Below are 15,167 nucleotides of genomic sequence, written 5' to 3'. Positions count from 1 at the left end.
GCTCTATTAGGCAGCGTAAAGGAGTTCTTGGAGTTTCGCGACGGCGGTGCGGAATTGGTCCGCGCCTCCGAAGCGCTGGGTAATTTCAGAGACGTTTCCGAGGTCGGAAAGTGGCGGAACTTTTAATGAGTCGGGAATACTGAACTCGGCAGGGCCGTGTTCCGCGTATTTCGCGAGCAGTGCATCAAGAATCTGGCGGGCTTGTTCGCCATACTGTTCGAAGAAGGACGGGGCAGCCTTGCGCAAACGAGTGGCGCGTTCCTTGCGGGTCATCACTGGTGCATTCCAAGCGATGTTGCAGAGTAAGTCAAAGGGATCAGCCTCGGGGTTCCCAAAGGCCTCCCCGGCTTCGGCGGCACTGATACCCTTGGCCTCCAACTCGGCGAGGATTTCGGCGCGGCGGTACGGGTCGGCCCAGCCGTGGCGGAACTCGGCAACATCCATGAAGAGCGACCGAACAACCTCGCTCGTGTAATCTCGAAACTCGGCGGCGCGGAGCTGCTTTCCCTCTGCGTCGAGATCCTGCGTCAGGTGAGTGGAGATGGTGACCTTGCCTTTCTCAACGTAGAACTTGCGCGGATTAGTGGGGGGTTCGGGTGGATCGATGATGACAGGCGGTTCGGGATCGACGATGACTTCTTCACCGGTGTCATCTCCGCCTTCACCGTCGGTAGGCTCGGAGTCTGGGTCAATCACGGTGATCGTAGTGGCCGTGCCTTCGCCATCAATTTCTTCCTCGGAAACAAACTCGGGGTCGCCATCGAACTCCTTGTCGGCAAAGTGTCGGGTCGCCGTGCCGGTGTAGTCAAGGATGTTGAAGTAGAATTTGCCGTAGTCCTCGCGGAGTCGTGTGCCACGCCCTATGATTTGCTTGAACTCGGTCATGGTGCCGATGACGCGAATGAGCACGACGTTTTTGACCATCGGAGCATCCACGCCGGTACTGAGAAGCTGGGATGTCGTGAGGATGACGGGCGTCTCGGTTTCAAGTTCCTGGAACCGGCCGAGATGACCTTTTCCAATGGCTTTCTCGTCTGAGGTCACGCGGCAGACGTAGTCCGGGTGCTTCTTGACAATGTCGGGACTGAGATTGTTGAGCAGTTGCCGCATTTCGTCGGCGTGCTCCTGATCTACGCAAAAGACTATGGTCTTGTCGTATGGGTTGGTGCGCTGCAGGAAGTTCGTCAGGTGCTTCGCAATAGCCTCGGAGCGGGGACGAAGTGAGAGACGCTGTTCAAAATCAGGAGTGTGGTATTCCTTGTCGGGAATCTCCCTGCCCAGTTTATCGAGCTCGCCCTTGGTCGGACGCCAGCCGGTTGCGTCGGCGGATGAGACGATGCGATGCACGCGGTAGGGAGCGAGGAATCCGTCGGCGAGACCTTGGCGGAGGCTGTATTGGAAAATCGGGTTTCCAAAGTAGCGGTAGGTCGCCTTGTTGTCACGACGCAGCGGAGTGGCGGTCATGCCGATTTGCACGGCGGGCGAGAAATGTTCCAGAATCTCCCGCCAGTTGCTTTCCTTCCGCGAGCTGCCACGATGGCACTCGTCAATGATAATGAGATCGAAGAAGTCGGGCTCGTATTCCTTATAAAGTCCCGGCCGGTTTTCGTCCTCGGCGATGGACTGGTAGGTGGCGAAATACATCTCCCGACTTTTAATGGCTTCACCGTTCTCGATCTTGTGGCGTGCATCTCCGAACGGGATGAAGGTTTTGTCCTTCGGATCGTCCACGAGGATGTTCCGGTCGGCCAGGAACAGGATTTTTGGTCGTTTGACCGGATTGTTGCTCCGGTTCCAGCGGGTGGACCAAAGTTTGTAGCTGATTTGGAACGCGACTACGGTCTTTCCTGTGCCAGTCGCCATGGTGATAAGCACCCGGTTTTTCCCGCGCATGATGGCATCGACGGCACGATTGATTGCGATCTGCTGGTAGTAACGCGGCGGGCGTTCGGTGTCGTGGTAGAAGGGCGCGAGAATCCTCTCGACTGCGGGCGTGGACAGCGGCGAGGCGCCATTCAGACGTGCCCAGAGTTCGTCAGGGGTTGGGAAACTATCGATGCCTCGCTCAATCCCTGTGGTGAAGTCGAACTCGACGATGCCTTTGCCGTTTGTGGAATAGGCGAATTTCAAATCGAGAATCTCGGCGTATTCTTTGGCTTGAGAGAGGCCTGCGCCGGGAGTTTTGTAGTCTGGCTTTGCCTCAACGACCGCGATCGGGAAGTCGGCACGGTAGCGCAGGAGGTAATCCGAGCGTTTCGGTTTTCCACGAATGATTTTCCCGCCCACGACGCGGATGCGGCCCTTCGGATTGGTGAAGATTCGCTGTTCCGCGATGCTGAACGGCGCATTTTCCCACCCTGCAGTTTGAAGCAATGGGACGACGTATTTTCTACATGTGTCGGCTTCGTTCATGATGTTAGGCTGCGAGGTAGTAGATGAAGTGCAGTACCCAGGCGAAATTGGTATGACCATCGGGCATCTGTAGGAACCCAAATGACGTTTACGGTCTTGTATTCATCCGGACCTATCGCGTTTTCGCCCGCATAATCGTTTTCATCAGCGATCAATTTGACTCGATGCTCCTCAAAAGTGTGTGATATATATTTGAGGAAGATTAGCCCAAAGATAACTAGTTTGTTTCTGCAGCGTCCATGTTGTTGCGCGGCTTGTCCTGCGAGCCAGAGCTTGGCCTGTAAGCCAAGATTGGCCGTGAGCTTAGTGTCATCTTTTTGGGATAGAGCCATGGAAAGTCACTCTTCGGGAATAATGATGCTGTTCAAAGCAAACAACGGCGCTGTCAATGCCCCGCTGTTAAAAAAACTTTCAGGTTCATAGCGCAGGGTCAGTGTATGACACAAGACATAATTTCGGATAGTTGTAGGTTATTAACGCGTCGGCCTCTTTGCCCAGCGCTTGGACACGGAAAAGAATAAATCCCGGTAGTGTTCGGGATCTTTAGCAAAAAAAGAACATGGTATATGTGGGCTGTACCACCAAACCACAACTCCCGGAGAAATCTGCCATAGCCAAGAAGAACTCTATCGTATTGGCATCTGAACTTAAAAGGCTTCTTGAGGACGACAAGGGAATTTTGAAAGAACTCGTTCGTTCTGTCGTCCAGCAAACGTTGGAAGCCGAGATGGACGCGGCCCTTGGAGCAACCAAAGGGGAACGGACAGATGGCGTCTGGGCTATCACAGTGGCTATTATGGCCGCACACTGATCACCCGCTGACAAGCTCTAATTAGAGTGCAATTCTACAGCGAATCCGTCCAACCTCCAATTTTAGCGGCCCTCAAGAGCATGTTGCAACCTCATCAGGCTTGCACTATTTAAAACGATTAAAATCAACTCAAAAGCGTGGCGCTACTTCAAAATTCTGTACCTAACCCCAGATTTTCAAAACCAAAGGTTGTAACGCATGACGAAAAATAGACATGAACTTCTCGATGATGAAATCATTGAGATCGAAAATCCTGATACGACGCCTGGACCAGAAGACGACGAAGAAAACGATGTCACAGATCTTGGTATGCAGGATCCGTTTAATCCCTCAGAAATAAACATTATATCCAAACCAGACACTCTGCACAATATTATAGAACGTTTAAGACTTGGCGAGATTGACATGAATACTGACTTTCAGCGACACGCTGAATTGTGGACAAACCAAAAAATGTCTAGACTTATTGAGTCAATCCTCATTCGGTTTCCCCTTCCAGCGTTTTACTTTGACGCATCAAACGATGATAAGTGGCTTATTGTCGATGGACTTCAACGTTTATCTGCGATAAAAAAATTTGTTGTAGATAAAAAACTTGCTCTTCGAGGTCTAGAATATCTTACTGACTTTGAAGGAATGAAATACAATGATTTGCATAGAACGTATACAAGAAGAATTGATGAATGTCCTATTACACTTTTTTTAATTCAACCAGGCACTCCAGAGGCTGTAAAATATTCCATTTTTCGCAGAATTAATACAGGAGGCCTCGTTCTTACTGATCAAGAAATTAGAAACGCCATGGCGAAACCATCTATACGTGAATACCTAGAAAACCTTGCTTCTTATGAGTACTTAAAAAAGACAATTGGCGATCAATCTCGCAGGATGGTAGACCAAGAGCTTGTACTGCGCTACTTAGCATTTCGGTTTATGGACTATGAGCAAAGCAAAAAAAACATCTCAAATTTTCTTGATGAGATGATCGACAAACTAAAAAATGCATCAGCTGCTGAATTGGAAAAGTATCGAAAATCCTTTCAAGTTGCTATTTACCGTTGTTGGCGCATTTTTGGAGTTGCCGCTTTTGAAAAGCGAGTTGATGGCCAAGAATCCAGAAGACGACGTAAAAATTCTACACTTTTTGAAGTTTGGACAAATGCACTTGCTGCACTTTCAGAATCTGAAATTGAAATTTTATATAATCGAAAAGAAGAACTACTGCAAAAAGATTTAAAAATGATGAGCGAAAATAATGATTATTTCAAGGCGATAACCTACTCAACTCAGAAAAAGGATCATTTTCGAATCCGAAGGGATAGTGTTGCAAAAATAATTAAAGAGGTTCTCAATGCTTGATTTTATAAGAATCCAGCGATTTAAATCATTAAATGATGCCAGCTTCCCTCTTTCTTCATTAAACTTGTTTAGCGGCTTAAATGGGATGGGAAAATCATCCTTAATCCAAACATTACTATTACTTCGACAATCTCATGAACAAAATACACTCAGGACAAAAGGATTATTGCTTAAAGGAGAATATGTCTCTGTGGGGACTGGTCAAGACATATTATCTGAGCATGCAGAAAAGGAGACTATTGAATTCACTTTAGTATGGGACAATGAGGAACCTGTTCATTTTATTTTTAATTATTCAAGCAAATCGGACTTACAACCCATTCAAAATGAAATAAAATTACCAAAAAAAAGTACAAGCCTTTTTAATAAAAAGTTTCAGTATCTATCAGCAGACAGAATTAGTCCGAAAACTGCTTACGAGGCTTCAGATTACCATATTAATGATTTAAATTCTATTGGAAATCACGGCGAATACGCAGCACACTATATTTCTGAAAACAGTCTGTCATCGATTACTATAAAAGCACTACAACATCCCAATGCACCTTCTTTAGGCTTATTAGACAACCTTGACAAATGGATGTCTGAAATATCGCCAGGGATTAGAATTCATGCAAAACTCCACCAAGCGATGAATAGCGTAGCGCTGAGCTACGCCTTTGAAAATGGGAAAGATGTAACAGCAGATTTTAAACCACAGAATGTTGGATTTGGCCTCACTTTTGTTCTTCCTGTTTTATTGGCAATCCTACGGGCAAAGCCCAATGATCTTTTAATTATTGAAAATCCAGAAGCTCACCTACATCCTGGAGGACAATCCGTCCTTGGAAAACTCTGCGCAATAGCTGCAAAAAACGGAGTACAACTCTTCATCGAATCTCATTCTGATCATTTTCTTAATGGAATTAGAGTAGCTGTCAAAAATGGAATAATTTCTGAGAATATGGTAAAACTCTTTTTCTTAGAGCGAGGAACTTTAACACACGAAAGCATTGTTATTTCTCCAAAAATTGACAGAAATGGAAGAATTGACAAGTGGCCAAAAGGCTTCTTTGATGAAACAGACATACTATTGGAGAAGCTTTTGTGACAGATTGCATTGTTTTTAACCATCATTGTTTGCCGTTTACAACGCCAGAAACTGCTGACAATGCCATCACTAACTTTTTGAAAATCTGCATCAAATCTCACAACATGGGATTTGCTACAATTTTAGTTGATGTAACGGTGGATCGTGACTGGTTCAGGCTTCAATTATCCGCAGGCTATTTTTGGCAAGACTGGCATGAAAAAAATATTCGGGGTGAAAACCGAGACATCATCAGAGCTTTCCGGAGTCTCGCCACGAGACAGCCTTTTTTTAGTTCAGAAGATGTTAAGAACGGCGCCGAACTCTTTGATGTAACGTTCGATGGGGATTCATCTTTATCAGCAGTCCGAGCGGCCGCTTGGCACGAAGCGCCTCTTATCAGCCTCCCAACGCGTTGTCCTTGGATGAAATCTCCTTTGCAGGTCACAGTCGACACTCTCGATGAAGCGGGAAACATTTTAAGCCAACAACTCAATATTTTGAATTTCTATTCTTTAGAAATTTTTGAGAGTGAAGCAATCAAACTTTGTCAGCTGAAACATTCCTTAATCAATTCTGGCAAAGAACTCATAGACAAACAGCGACAACTTTTCCCAAACATTGTTTTCTGTGACCAAGCATCCCAACAACTCAACATCTGGTCTGGCAGTAAAACGGTGCTTGACCAAGTAAAAGAGTCGCTCTCAAGTTTAAATTTATTTTGTGATAAATGGATAGATGGAGTATACGACAGTTATCATCATGAATTTTTGCGCGAAGTTGGGCTTAATCATAAAGTTAGTGGCGAGTCTGCAACTGTGACTCAAACCCCCCGCCTAAAGGAACTGCGCGAGTTTTGGCTACCTGAAGGACGGAAAAAATATTTCGAAAACCACATAAAACTCAGTAGTGGCTACCGTCTTCATTTCTTTCCAGACAATCGGACTAAACTTATTTATATCGGCTATATAGGACCTCACCTCAAATTATCATAGCAAAACGATTATACTTAGTCGATCCTGAAAAACTGTTAAAACGCCACGTCAGACCAAGCCTATACTGGCTGAACATTGGGTAGAAGTATGTGCCCAAGGAATTTGAGGCGCAATAACACAGAATCCGGATGAACTTCCGGAAATTGAACGCAACAGAGGCCATGAACAGATTCACGGAGTCGCCGTCTTGGCCTTTGAGATATTAATCCGAGCCCTAAGTTGTTAACATTTCACAGCCAACTCTCCGACCAGCAAGCGTCAACGGGCAAGTGGCATTAACTATTTTTATTGACTGGGTTTCTTGTGAGGTGCCTTTGGCAGACGAGATTGCTAACAAGTGAACTCCGAACAGCGAGTGTGAAGGTGCTATGCGAGAGGTTGAAAAACTCTATTGCGTCACGCAGCTCACGCCGCCCAATTCTTGGGTAGAAGCGACCCTAGCAAGTGTTGGTTGCGATGGTGCATAACATGCTTAAAATTGGCCGGAGTATCCGTAGATTCTTTAACAATCCCCTCGATTCATTGGGTCGCAGCCGTGTGCCCCCACCTCTGCCCCGACATCCTGAGCGGGGGCTTCAAGTACAGGCAGGTGACTCGTTCGTCATCAAAGAAATGTCCATATCTTTGGAGGACCTCAACGAGTTGGAGGATCGCCACCCGCGCGTCTTACCCATCAGACTGCCTCCTTGGGCGGACGAGTTTCCGTGGGGTGTTGTCTTTGGCTTGACCATGCGGCTCGACGAAGCTTGCTATAGGGTTGACAATCACCGGGTCGACATTGGCGCTGACGGGACGCTTACGGTGTCCCTTTCAAGCGTCGACAGTAGCCCGTTGGAGGACGCATTCACTGTCGCCGAGCGTATGCTAGACCTGCTGGCCGCCAACTCATTCCGCATAAATACGCTTGATGATCCGCTCCGAGAGCATGGTATGTGGCTACGGAGCGCAAACGCCACTACGTTGCGAATTGTGACAACAGCAAGGCTTGGTGTCCGAATGCGGTCAGTTGCAGAAGTTCGAGACCCAAGTGGAGCTTTGCGTCAGCAACCACCAACCCCGCCTATTGCGTGGCACCCGTCGCATGCATACTTCCGACGATCGCAGGCCACTGATAGTCTGCACGAGGCGTATCGTAATATGTTCTTGGCATTGGAATCGCTCCTTAGTCATGTGTACCCTTGGGACTATGCCATGGGTGAGGCGGCGTGGATCCGAGCGGCACTCAAGCATGTGTGCGAGGGCTATTCAGTTAACTTAGCGCAGTACGTCGGCGGAGCGGGTGGAAACCCTTACAATCGTTTCATCAAGGAGCAATATCGTGCGAGCCGCTGTGCCCTCTTCCATGCCAAACTTTCGGAAGCGCCGATCCTCCCCAATGATATTGCGACCAGAGCTGAACTCCGCGAGGCAACGCGGCGGCTGGGGCAGCTTTACGTCACTTTGGCTCAACGAGTTACAGGTTCAGCTTTCGGCGGCGGCGCAATGACCACTGCCGCTTTCGAGGGCATGATGCAAAGCCAGGCAAACGCTATTCTCTATGTCACCGACGAATCGAATTTTCGCCTTGACCGTATCCATGAGTCGGCGGCCGACTTGATCCTGAATGCTGGTGGGAATCGAGGAGTTCACAATGTCGAGGCTTCCTGGCTAGCCTCTCACTTGCCCCATCACCTCCGGCGAGCCGGGTCTGTAATGATTACGAATGACCAGAAAATCGAAGGCCTATACGCAGAACTGGATGTCGATTTGAGGGGCGCTGATCATTTGGAGGTCGTATTTCAGAACGAACTGGGTAACGCGGAACACCTAAGAGAGTGGTTCCTATAGCAAAATGTTTGGCGCCTAACGAGGCGTTGCACCTGACACCGCGCAAGGAGGAGGCGAATGCCAGGGCGTTCGTAAGGGATGAATAAGAGATGACAACGATTTTCAAAGATGGAATTGAATTCGTACTCCTTGGGATAAAAAAGCTTATCTGCGTTCCTGGGCGGACGACTTCGTAGATGGTGTACAATCTGGACACTTGGTGCCTTTATCTTCATAAATCCGTTCCAGATGTGAAATTGAAATTCTTCTCAGATCGATGCCGTTGATGCCGGACAGAAGATCAGCTAGTGCCAAGTCACCGAGTTCTTCATCCATGGTAAGGACGGGAAGATTCAGAACAAAGGCAGCCATGGCAACGACCCATATCCGCCAAAGGATGGTTTCGTTGGAAACGAACAACACTGATTGTCATCCCGCAAGACAATAAAACCTCATTGGCTCCTTCAGGAAAATTGACAATTTTTGACTACTTTTTTCTCAATCAGGGAAACAGACCCGCTCGTGCCGAGCTGCCCCCAGGCCGTGTCGCGCATGCGCGCGGTGACGGGCGAAAAGCCCCAGTCCTCGTGCATGACGGGGTGGTCCTTGCGGGCCGTGAATTTCCCGCCCACGCCGAAGCACGTCTCGCGCTCCAGGGCCAGGGCCAGATCGTCGACATGCCCGTCGACAAGGTCGGGCGGCACGGCGAAGACGCTCATCTTCATGCGGCAGGCGATGTCCATGCCCACGCCGTAGGGGATGACGGCGTTGTCAACGGCCAGGACCCCGCCGATGGGCAGGCCGTAGCCCACGTGGGCGTCGGGCATGAGCGCCCCGGACACGGCCACGGGCAGGCTCGCACCGTCGCGCATCTGCTTCACGGCCTGGGGGTCGAGGTCCTCACCCCAGGACTGCCAGGGGGCTTCTTCCACGCGCGCGGCGGCAGCCGGGACGCCATCCCCGGACGCCCCGCGGGACGCTCCCGAACGCAGCATCCCGGCCAGGGCCCCCAGGACGGGGTGGTCGGCGAAAGATTCGGGCCTGTCCGCAAGGCGGTTGAAAAGGCGACGCAGGGCCTTGCCGCGCACCCCCTCTTCCTCCAGCTCGCGCACGCACCCGCGGACCACGGGCAGCAACTCCTCGGGGATGCCCAGGGCTGCGAGCCGGAAAGGCAGGTCGTTCTGTTTGCGCTTGGCGGACATGGCGGAAGTGTAGCCCCTTTTTCCCGTTTCTCCAAGACAATCCACCGGGATGGAAAACCGGGCCGGATTCAGTCTGCGAACGGTCACCGAACGACAAACGACAAAATGCGGTCGCGACAAACGGTCATTCTCCGAACATATTGATCTTCCGAACGAATCATTCTAGTGAGGCTATGGCGAAGAAACCAGGGAGGACCACATGGCGAAATTTCTCTTCATCCTGAGCAGGGACGACAACGAGGCGGCCACGCGCTGCTTCCAGTTCGCGCGCATCGCCCACGGCAAGGGGCATCACGTCAACCTGTTCCTCATCGACGGCGGCGTGACGTGGGCCGACACTGCCCGCGACCTGACGGTCAAAACCGCCACCGGCGACTGCCCGGCGGACTACCTGCCCTATCTGGTGGAATCCGAGGTCGAGATCGGCGTCTGCACGCCCTGCGCCAGAAACCGCGGCCTGGACGAGGCGCGCTTCCACCCGAACATGATGCTCGACGGCGGGCCGCACCTCATCGACATGGCGGCCGAGTCCAAGGTGTTCAACTTCTAGGAGGGACGCCGCCCCGGCTTCCGGGCGACCGTGGCCGCGCGGCTAAAGGCCTATCTCCGCAGCGACCGCAGGATGAACCTGCGGGTCTCGTCGAACAGGGCCGGGTCGCCGAAGGGGCTGAGGAAGACCGTGCGCACCGCGCCGACCATGGCGGCGTAGATCATCAGGGCGCAGTCCCGGACAGGGACCTCGGCGACGGTCCCGTCGGCGATGCCGCGTTCGAGGATCTTCTCGATCTCCTCGATGAGCTCCCGGAACTTGGCCCCGATCTTCTGGCGGTCGAGGTGGGGATTGTCGTCGCTGAAGGGCGAACAGCGGATGAGGGTCGGGAAGGTGTCGCGGTTGGCCAGGGTGTAGCCCAGGTAGGAGGCGACGAAAATGTCCACGGCCTCCAGGCCGTTGCGGGCGCGCTCCATGTCCTTGCGGATGAGGGCCAGCATGGCGTCGATCATCTCGTGTCCGGCCACGAGAAAGAGCTTCTCCTTGTTCCCGAAGTAGTGCGAAACGAGGCCGAAGGCCACGCCGGCCTTCTGGGCGATCATGCGCATGGTCGTCCCGGCGTACCCGTACTCGGCGAAAAGGGCCTGCGCCGCCGCCAGAATCTCGTCACGTTTGCTCACGAGCGTCCATCCTTGTCGAAAATGTGCATCCCCGCCCCCTACACGTCGAGTTCGAGGCCCACCGGGCAGTGGTCCGAGCCCATGACCTCGGACTCGATCCAGGCCTCGCGGACCGCGCCGCGCAGTTCCTCGGACACGAAGAAGTAGTCGATGCGCCACCCCGCGTTGCGCGACCTGGCCCCGTAGCGGTAGGTCCACCACGAGTAGGCGTCGGGGATGTCGCCGTGCCGCAGGCGGAAGGTGTCCAGGTAGCCGTGCGCCATGAAACGGTCCATCCAGGCCCGCTCGATGGGCAGAAAGCCCGAGGTGTTCTCGTTGGCCTTGGGGTTCTTCAGGTCGATCTCGCGGTGGGCCGTGTTGAAATCGCCGCAGACAACGATGGGCTTGTGACGGCGCAGGTCCTGGGCATGGGCCAGGAAGGCGTCGTAGAACCCCATCTTGAAGTCCAGGCGCTCCTGGCTCATCTGGCCGTTGGGGAAGTAGATGTTGAAGTAGTGGAATTTCTCGAATTCCAGGCGGATGACGCGCCCTTCGCCCTGATAGCGCGCATCGGGCAGGCCGAAATGCACGGCCAGGGGCTCGATGCGCGAATAGCAGGCCGTGCCGGAATAGCCCTTCCTGCCGCGCGAGGCGTTCCAGTAGCAGCGGTAGCCGTCGAACAGGCGGTCCGCACCCACCTGGTGCTCGTCGGCCTTGACCTCCTGTAGCCCGAGGACGTCGGGCGCGGTGCGCACCAGCCAGTCCGCGAAGCCCTTGCCCAGGACCGCGCGGAACCCGTTCACGTTCCAGGAATAGAGGCGCAGGCTCACGACACGCCCCGCAGGCTGGCCACGAGGCCGCCCTCGGTCTCGTCGATGCGCACGTAGCCGCCGGCGGCGAAGGCCCCCGGGTTCAGCACGTGGGAGCGGCCGATCCGCTCCTCGCCGACGCCTTCGTGGATGTGGCCCGTGACGACCACGGCCGGCTGGTATTTCTCGATGAGGGCGCGCACGCCCGGGCTGCCGACATGGGCGCCCGAGGGCAGCCTGTCGACCACCTCGCCGCGCGGCGGGGTGTGGATCATGAGGATGACATGCGCAAAGGCGCCGGCCCCCTCCAGGGCGTCGTGGGCCCACTGGCAGATCTGCGCCTCGTCGACCTCGGACGGGGTGCCGAAGGGCGTCGGCGTGGAATAGCCCACTGCTGCCAGACATACGCCCCCGCCCAGGTCCGTGACCCGGTTGTGGGCGTTCAGGCCGCGCTCGGTCAGGACGCGGTCCACTACCTGGGTGTCCATGTTCCCGATCTGGGCCAGGACGCGCGGGTTCATGGCCGCCACGGCGTCGACGATGCCGGCCGCCCTCTCCCGCGTGCCCAGGTTGGTCAGGTCGCCGGACAGGAAGACGCCGTCCGCCCGACCGATATCGTCAATCCGCTCCACGGCGGAGATGCGCTCATGAATGTCGCCGAAAACGATCCAGAACCGGTTTGCCATTTGCCTCCCATCCTCACTTTGAGTACGTGTCCATGCGCACAACATGGTAAAGGAGCGGACAGCGTCATGCAAGAGCCCAGCAAGAACCTCCTGCGCGCCGACATGCTCGGACGGCGCCAGAACCTTCCTCCCGAGACGGTTCGGGCGGACAGCGCACGCATCCTCGAACGGCTGATGTCCGAGGACCGCATCCGGCTGGCCCGTTCCGTCATGCTCTACATGCCCGCCCGCAACGAGGTCGACACCTGGCCTCTGCTGGAGCACTTCTGGGCGCGCGGGAGCGAAGTCCTGCTGCCGCGCTGCTGCGACGGCAGACAGGGCGTCATGGAGGCCTTCGCCGTGTCCTCGCCGGCCGAGCTCGGCCCGGGCTGCTTCGGCCTGGTGGAGCCCCTGCCCGAGGCGGCCCTGCGCGTGACCGACCCGCAGCCCGAGATCATCCTCGTCCCGGCCCTGGCCTTCGACCGGCGCGGCTACCGCCTGGGCTTCGGCGGCGGCTACTACGACCGCTTCCTGCCCACCCTGGCATGCCGCCCCCTGCTCGTCGGCCCGGCCTACGCCTTCCAGCTCGTGGACACGCTCCCGACGGAGCCCTGGGACCATCCGGTCCACCTCGTCGTCACCCCGGAGGAAACTCTCCACACCCTCGCGGAGCCCCATCAATGAGCATCGACCACATCGATTTTCGTTTCCCCGGCCTGGACCGGGTGCGCTGCGTCTTCACCGCCAGAGACGGCGGCCGCAGCGCCGGCCCCTGGGCGTCTGCCAACCTCTCCCTGGAGGTGGGCGACGACGAGGCTGCCGTGCGTGCCAACCGTCAGGAACTGCGTCGGAATCTGGGTCTGAATGTCTGGCAGGAACTGCGACAGGTGCACGGCCAGGCCATCCACTTCGACCTGGAGGACGACTTCATCGGGGGTGCGGTCCTGGAGGGGGACGGCCTGTGCACGAACAGGCCCGGACATGCCCTGGTCATGAAGACCGCAGACTGCCAGGCCCTGCTCATGGCGGACACAACGGGTCGCCACGTGGCCGCCCTGCACTGCGGGTGGAGGGGGAACGCCGTCAATTTTCCAGCGACGGGCGTGGGCGCATTCTGCGGACGCTACAACCTTTCGCCCGCCGACGTGCTCGTTGTTCGCGGTCCAAGCCTGGGCCCGGGCCACAGCGAGTTCGTCAATTTCGAAACCGAATGGGGACCAACCTTCACCCCCTGGTTCAACCCCGCCACCCGGCGCATGGACCTCTGGGCACTTACGCGGGACCAGCTCGCCGCCGCCGGCGTCAGACCCGGCAACATCTTCGCCCTGGACATCTGCACCGCCTCGTCCCCGCAGTTCTTCTCCTACCGCAGGGACAAGATCACAGGCCGCCAAGCCGGCATCATCTGGATCGAATAGCCACTGTTTCGGAAAAGATGCCTCCGGCGGGCAGGGGACTCGTCCCCTGCACCCCTTTCATCTCTTTCTTTCCTCAAACCTTCCGCACCACCCCAAGCGATCCGTCGCGGGCCGGGCAAGGGCTGCCGGAACTTCCTCGCGGGCCTCGTAATGCTTCCCGGCCTTGAGTTTTGGGCAGAGGGGCGCGTTGGGCGTTTGACGGCCGGGAAGCAAACGATGCCTGGCTCGGTCGGACAGCCGGCAGACCTTGCCCGGCCCGCGACGGAACGCGCTCCCCGCAAAAAACTCAGCCCCCTCGGATGTCATTATCCTTGGGGGCTTCGAATTGAGCACGCCGATCTCATCATCCCGCGGCTACCGCTGAAAATTCATTCTGGCAAGGCGCGAGCCGATTTTGAAGGGTGAAGTGTAGCCGACTACATGAGTCCTTCAAAATCGGGGAGCAACGCAGTCCAGAATGGATTTTCAGCGGTAGCCTAGCCTTTGCGGCTGACCACGCTGCGTCCCAGGGGGGTGACCATGGCGCCGTTGCGGTAGCCCGTGATGCGCTTGTTCTCCCGGCGCAGCTGCAGAAGCTCTTCCTTGAGGGATTGATGCAGCTTGCGCGCCTCGTGGCGCAACATGGCGTTCATGTCCCGGATTTGCTCCAGCTTGCCGAGGAACGCCTCGTCCTGCCTGGCCGACTCGTCGTTCACGTACATGCCGATGGCCTGCTCGCGTTCAAGGAGTACGGAACACAGACGCTCCGTGTCCCGCTCCCCGATGCTGGCCAGCTCTTCCCGGCACAGCCCCATGATGCGTTCGTAGCCGTCGCCTGCCTCAGCCATGGCTGTTCTTCTTGACCGAGGCCTTCACGGACTCGCGCAGCTGGGCCACGATGGCCTTGGTCTTTTCCACAAGGGGCAGGTACTCGTATTCCAGCAGGTCCGCCAGCAGGATCCAGTCCTCGTTCTCCTGGATCTCGATCATCTCCGAGAAGAGCGAGGAAAGATCGCCCAAGGATACGTCGAAATCCATCGCCGAATCGGCGACGAATTCGTTCCTGAGCACGCCGACCATGTTCATGAAGTCGCGGTTGACCTCAAGCAGGTCCGAGTACAGTTCCAGGGCCTGGGCGTCGTCGGCCTGCCGGAACAGGTCTGCGACCTGCCGTCCGGCCGTGGCCATGAGGGACACGACCTTGTAGAGTTCGCGGGTGATGCTCTGGGCCATTTCCGACGTGTGCACGGAGATGATCTCGACCCGGTCGATGTACGAGGCTTCCATGTCCTCGGCCTGATGGGGGTAGATCTCCGAAAATGCCTCGTTATTGACCAGGACGTCCGTCACGATGCGGCTGTGCATCGACGTGTCCGCCATGACTTTTTCGATGATCTGTTCGAGGTTCTCGAAATTGTGGACCTCGAGGGGGGTGCGCTGGCCGTCTACGATGATCATTGTTCTGTCCTCCGCAGTGACAGGGGATAATTTTT

15 protein-coding genes and 2 pseudogenes are annotated in these 15,167 nt (G+C 55.0%); 8 read left to right on the top strand and 9 right to left on the bottom strand.

The genetic code is table 11. The features are described from left to right. Window positions 1-6: 6 nt before the first annotated feature. Together hsdR and ACZ5AC_RS02945 are read right to left on the bottom strand one after the other, a co-directional pair. Entirely contained in the window at window positions 7-2,412 is a 2,406-nt protein-coding gene (hsdR, locus tag ACZ5AC_RS02950; RefSeq protein ID WP_464249471.1) for an EcoAI/FtnUII family type I restriction enzme subunit R, read from the bottom strand. Then, window positions 2,409-2,744, bottom strand: a complete 336-nt coding sequence (locus tag ACZ5AC_RS02945; RefSeq protein WP_464249470.1) for a type I restriction-modification system subunit M N-terminal domain-containing protein — start codon at window positions 2,742-2,744, stop codon at window positions 2,409-2,411. The genes hsdR and ACZ5AC_RS02945 overlap by 4 nt, the downstream gene beginning before the upstream one ends. Window positions 2,745-3,022: 278 nt before the next feature. On the opposite strand from ACZ5AC_RS02945, the pseudogene ACZ5AC_RS02940 reads away from it, so the two are divergent. The 4 genes and pseudogenes from ACZ5AC_RS02940 to ACZ5AC_RS02925 all read left to right on the top strand — a co-directional run. Continuing rightward, window positions 3,023-3,231: pseudogene (locus ACZ5AC_RS02940) on the top strand (transposase); the annotation flags it as partial. 190 nt (window positions 3,232-3,421) lie between these two features. Then, the gene (locus ACZ5AC_RS02935; RefSeq protein ID WP_464249469.1) at window positions 3,422-4,582 is read left to right on the top strand and encodes a DUF262 domain-containing protein; all 1,161 of its coding nucleotides are present in this window, start codon (window positions 3,422-3,424) and stop codon (window positions 4,580-4,582) included. Continuing rightward, window positions 4,575-5,672, top strand: a complete 1,098-nt coding sequence (locus tag ACZ5AC_RS02930) for an AAA family ATPase (RefSeq protein ID WP_464249468.1) — start codon at window positions 4,575-4,577, stop codon at window positions 5,670-5,672. The genes ACZ5AC_RS02935 and ACZ5AC_RS02930 overlap by 8 nt, the downstream gene beginning before the upstream one ends. Next, window positions 5,669-6,646, top strand: a complete 978-nt coding sequence (locus ACZ5AC_RS02925) for a hypothetical protein (protein WP_464249467.1) — start codon at window positions 5,669-5,671, stop codon at window positions 6,644-6,646. The genes ACZ5AC_RS02930 and ACZ5AC_RS02925 overlap by 4 nt, the downstream gene beginning before the upstream one ends. 59 nt (window positions 6,647-6,705) lie before the next feature. Here the strand turns inward: ACZ5AC_RS02925 and ACZ5AC_RS02920 are convergent. Next, a pseudogene (locus ACZ5AC_RS02920) lies at window positions 6,706-6,848 on the bottom strand (IS5/IS1182 family transposase); the annotation flags it as partial. A 935-nt stretch (window positions 6,849-7,783) separates the two neighbouring features. Here ACZ5AC_RS02920 and ACZ5AC_RS02915 point away from each other — a divergent pair. Continuing rightward, on the top strand, window positions 7,784-8,473 hold the full coding sequence (locus tag ACZ5AC_RS02915) for a hypothetical protein (protein WP_464249466.1): 690 nt from the start codon (window positions 7,784-7,786) through the stop codon (window positions 8,471-8,473). A gap of 443 nt (window positions 8,474-8,916) precedes the next feature. Here ACZ5AC_RS02915 and ACZ5AC_RS02910 read toward each other — a convergent pair whose 3' ends face one another. Continuing rightward, a complete protein-coding gene (locus ACZ5AC_RS02910; protein ID WP_464249465.1) occupies window positions 8,917-9,654 on the bottom strand; it encodes an RtcB family protein in 738 nt (245 codons plus the stop codon). 199 nt (window positions 9,655-9,853) lie between these two features. Here ACZ5AC_RS02910 and ACZ5AC_RS02905 point away from each other — a divergent pair, with 199 nt between their 5' ends. Continuing rightward, window positions 9,854-10,204: a DsrE family protein gene (locus tag ACZ5AC_RS02905; protein ID WP_464249464.1), complete on the top strand. Its 351-nt coding sequence runs from the start codon at window positions 9,854-9,856 to the stop codon at window positions 10,202-10,204. 50 nt (window positions 10,205-10,254) lie between these two features. Here ACZ5AC_RS02905 and ACZ5AC_RS02900 read toward each other — a convergent pair whose 3' ends face one another. The 3 genes from ACZ5AC_RS02900 to ACZ5AC_RS02890 are packed head-to-tail and all read right to left on the bottom strand — an operon-like array spanning window position 10,255 to window position 12,298. Beyond that, entirely contained in the window at window positions 10,255-10,824 is a 570-nt protein-coding gene (locus ACZ5AC_RS02900) for a TetR/AcrR family transcriptional regulator (RefSeq protein WP_464249463.1), read from the bottom strand. A gap of 38 nt (window positions 10,825-10,862) precedes the next feature. Next, a complete protein-coding gene (locus ACZ5AC_RS02895) occupies window positions 10,863-11,633 on the bottom strand; it encodes an exodeoxyribonuclease III (RefSeq protein ID WP_464249462.1) in 771 nt (256 codons plus the stop codon). Continuing rightward, a complete protein-coding gene (locus ACZ5AC_RS02890; protein ID WP_464249461.1) occupies window positions 11,630-12,298 on the bottom strand; it encodes a metallophosphoesterase family protein in 669 nt (222 codons plus the stop codon). Before ACZ5AC_RS02890 ends, ACZ5AC_RS02895 begins: the two co-directional genes overlap by 4 nt. A 66-nt stretch (window positions 12,299-12,364) precedes the next feature. Here ACZ5AC_RS02890 and ACZ5AC_RS02885 point away from each other — a divergent pair, with 66 nt between their 5' ends. Both ACZ5AC_RS02885 and ACZ5AC_RS02880 read left to right on the top strand, forming a co-directional pair. After that, window positions 12,365-12,961, top strand: a complete 597-nt coding sequence (locus ACZ5AC_RS02885) for a 5-formyltetrahydrofolate cyclo-ligase (protein WP_464249460.1) — start codon at window positions 12,365-12,367, stop codon at window positions 12,959-12,961. Continuing rightward, entirely contained in the window at window positions 12,958-13,695 is a 738-nt protein-coding gene (locus tag ACZ5AC_RS02880) for a purine nucleoside phosphorylase YfiH/LACC1 family protein (protein WP_464249459.1), read from the top strand. The genes ACZ5AC_RS02885 and ACZ5AC_RS02880 overlap by 4 nt, the downstream gene beginning before the upstream one ends. 476 nt (window positions 13,696-14,171) lie before the next feature. On the opposite strand, the gene ACZ5AC_RS02875 is transcribed toward ACZ5AC_RS02880, so the two are convergent. Further along, the gene (locus ACZ5AC_RS02875; RefSeq protein ID WP_464249458.1) at window positions 14,172-14,522 is read right to left on the bottom strand and encodes a hypothetical protein; all 351 of its coding nucleotides are present in this window, start codon (window positions 14,520-14,522) and stop codon (window positions 14,172-14,174) included. Beyond that, entirely contained in the window at window positions 14,515-15,132 is a 618-nt protein-coding gene (locus ACZ5AC_RS02870) for a DUF8043 domain-containing protein (RefSeq protein ID WP_464249457.1), read from the bottom strand. The genes ACZ5AC_RS02875 and ACZ5AC_RS02870 overlap by 8 nt, the downstream gene beginning before the upstream one ends. Window positions 15,133-15,167 lie beyond the last annotated feature (35 nt).

Source organism: Desulfomicrobium aestuarii, from assembly GCF_055385525.1.
The sequence above is the reverse complement of the archived record's forward strand: the minus strand, read 5'-3'. Positions and strand labels throughout refer to the sequence as shown.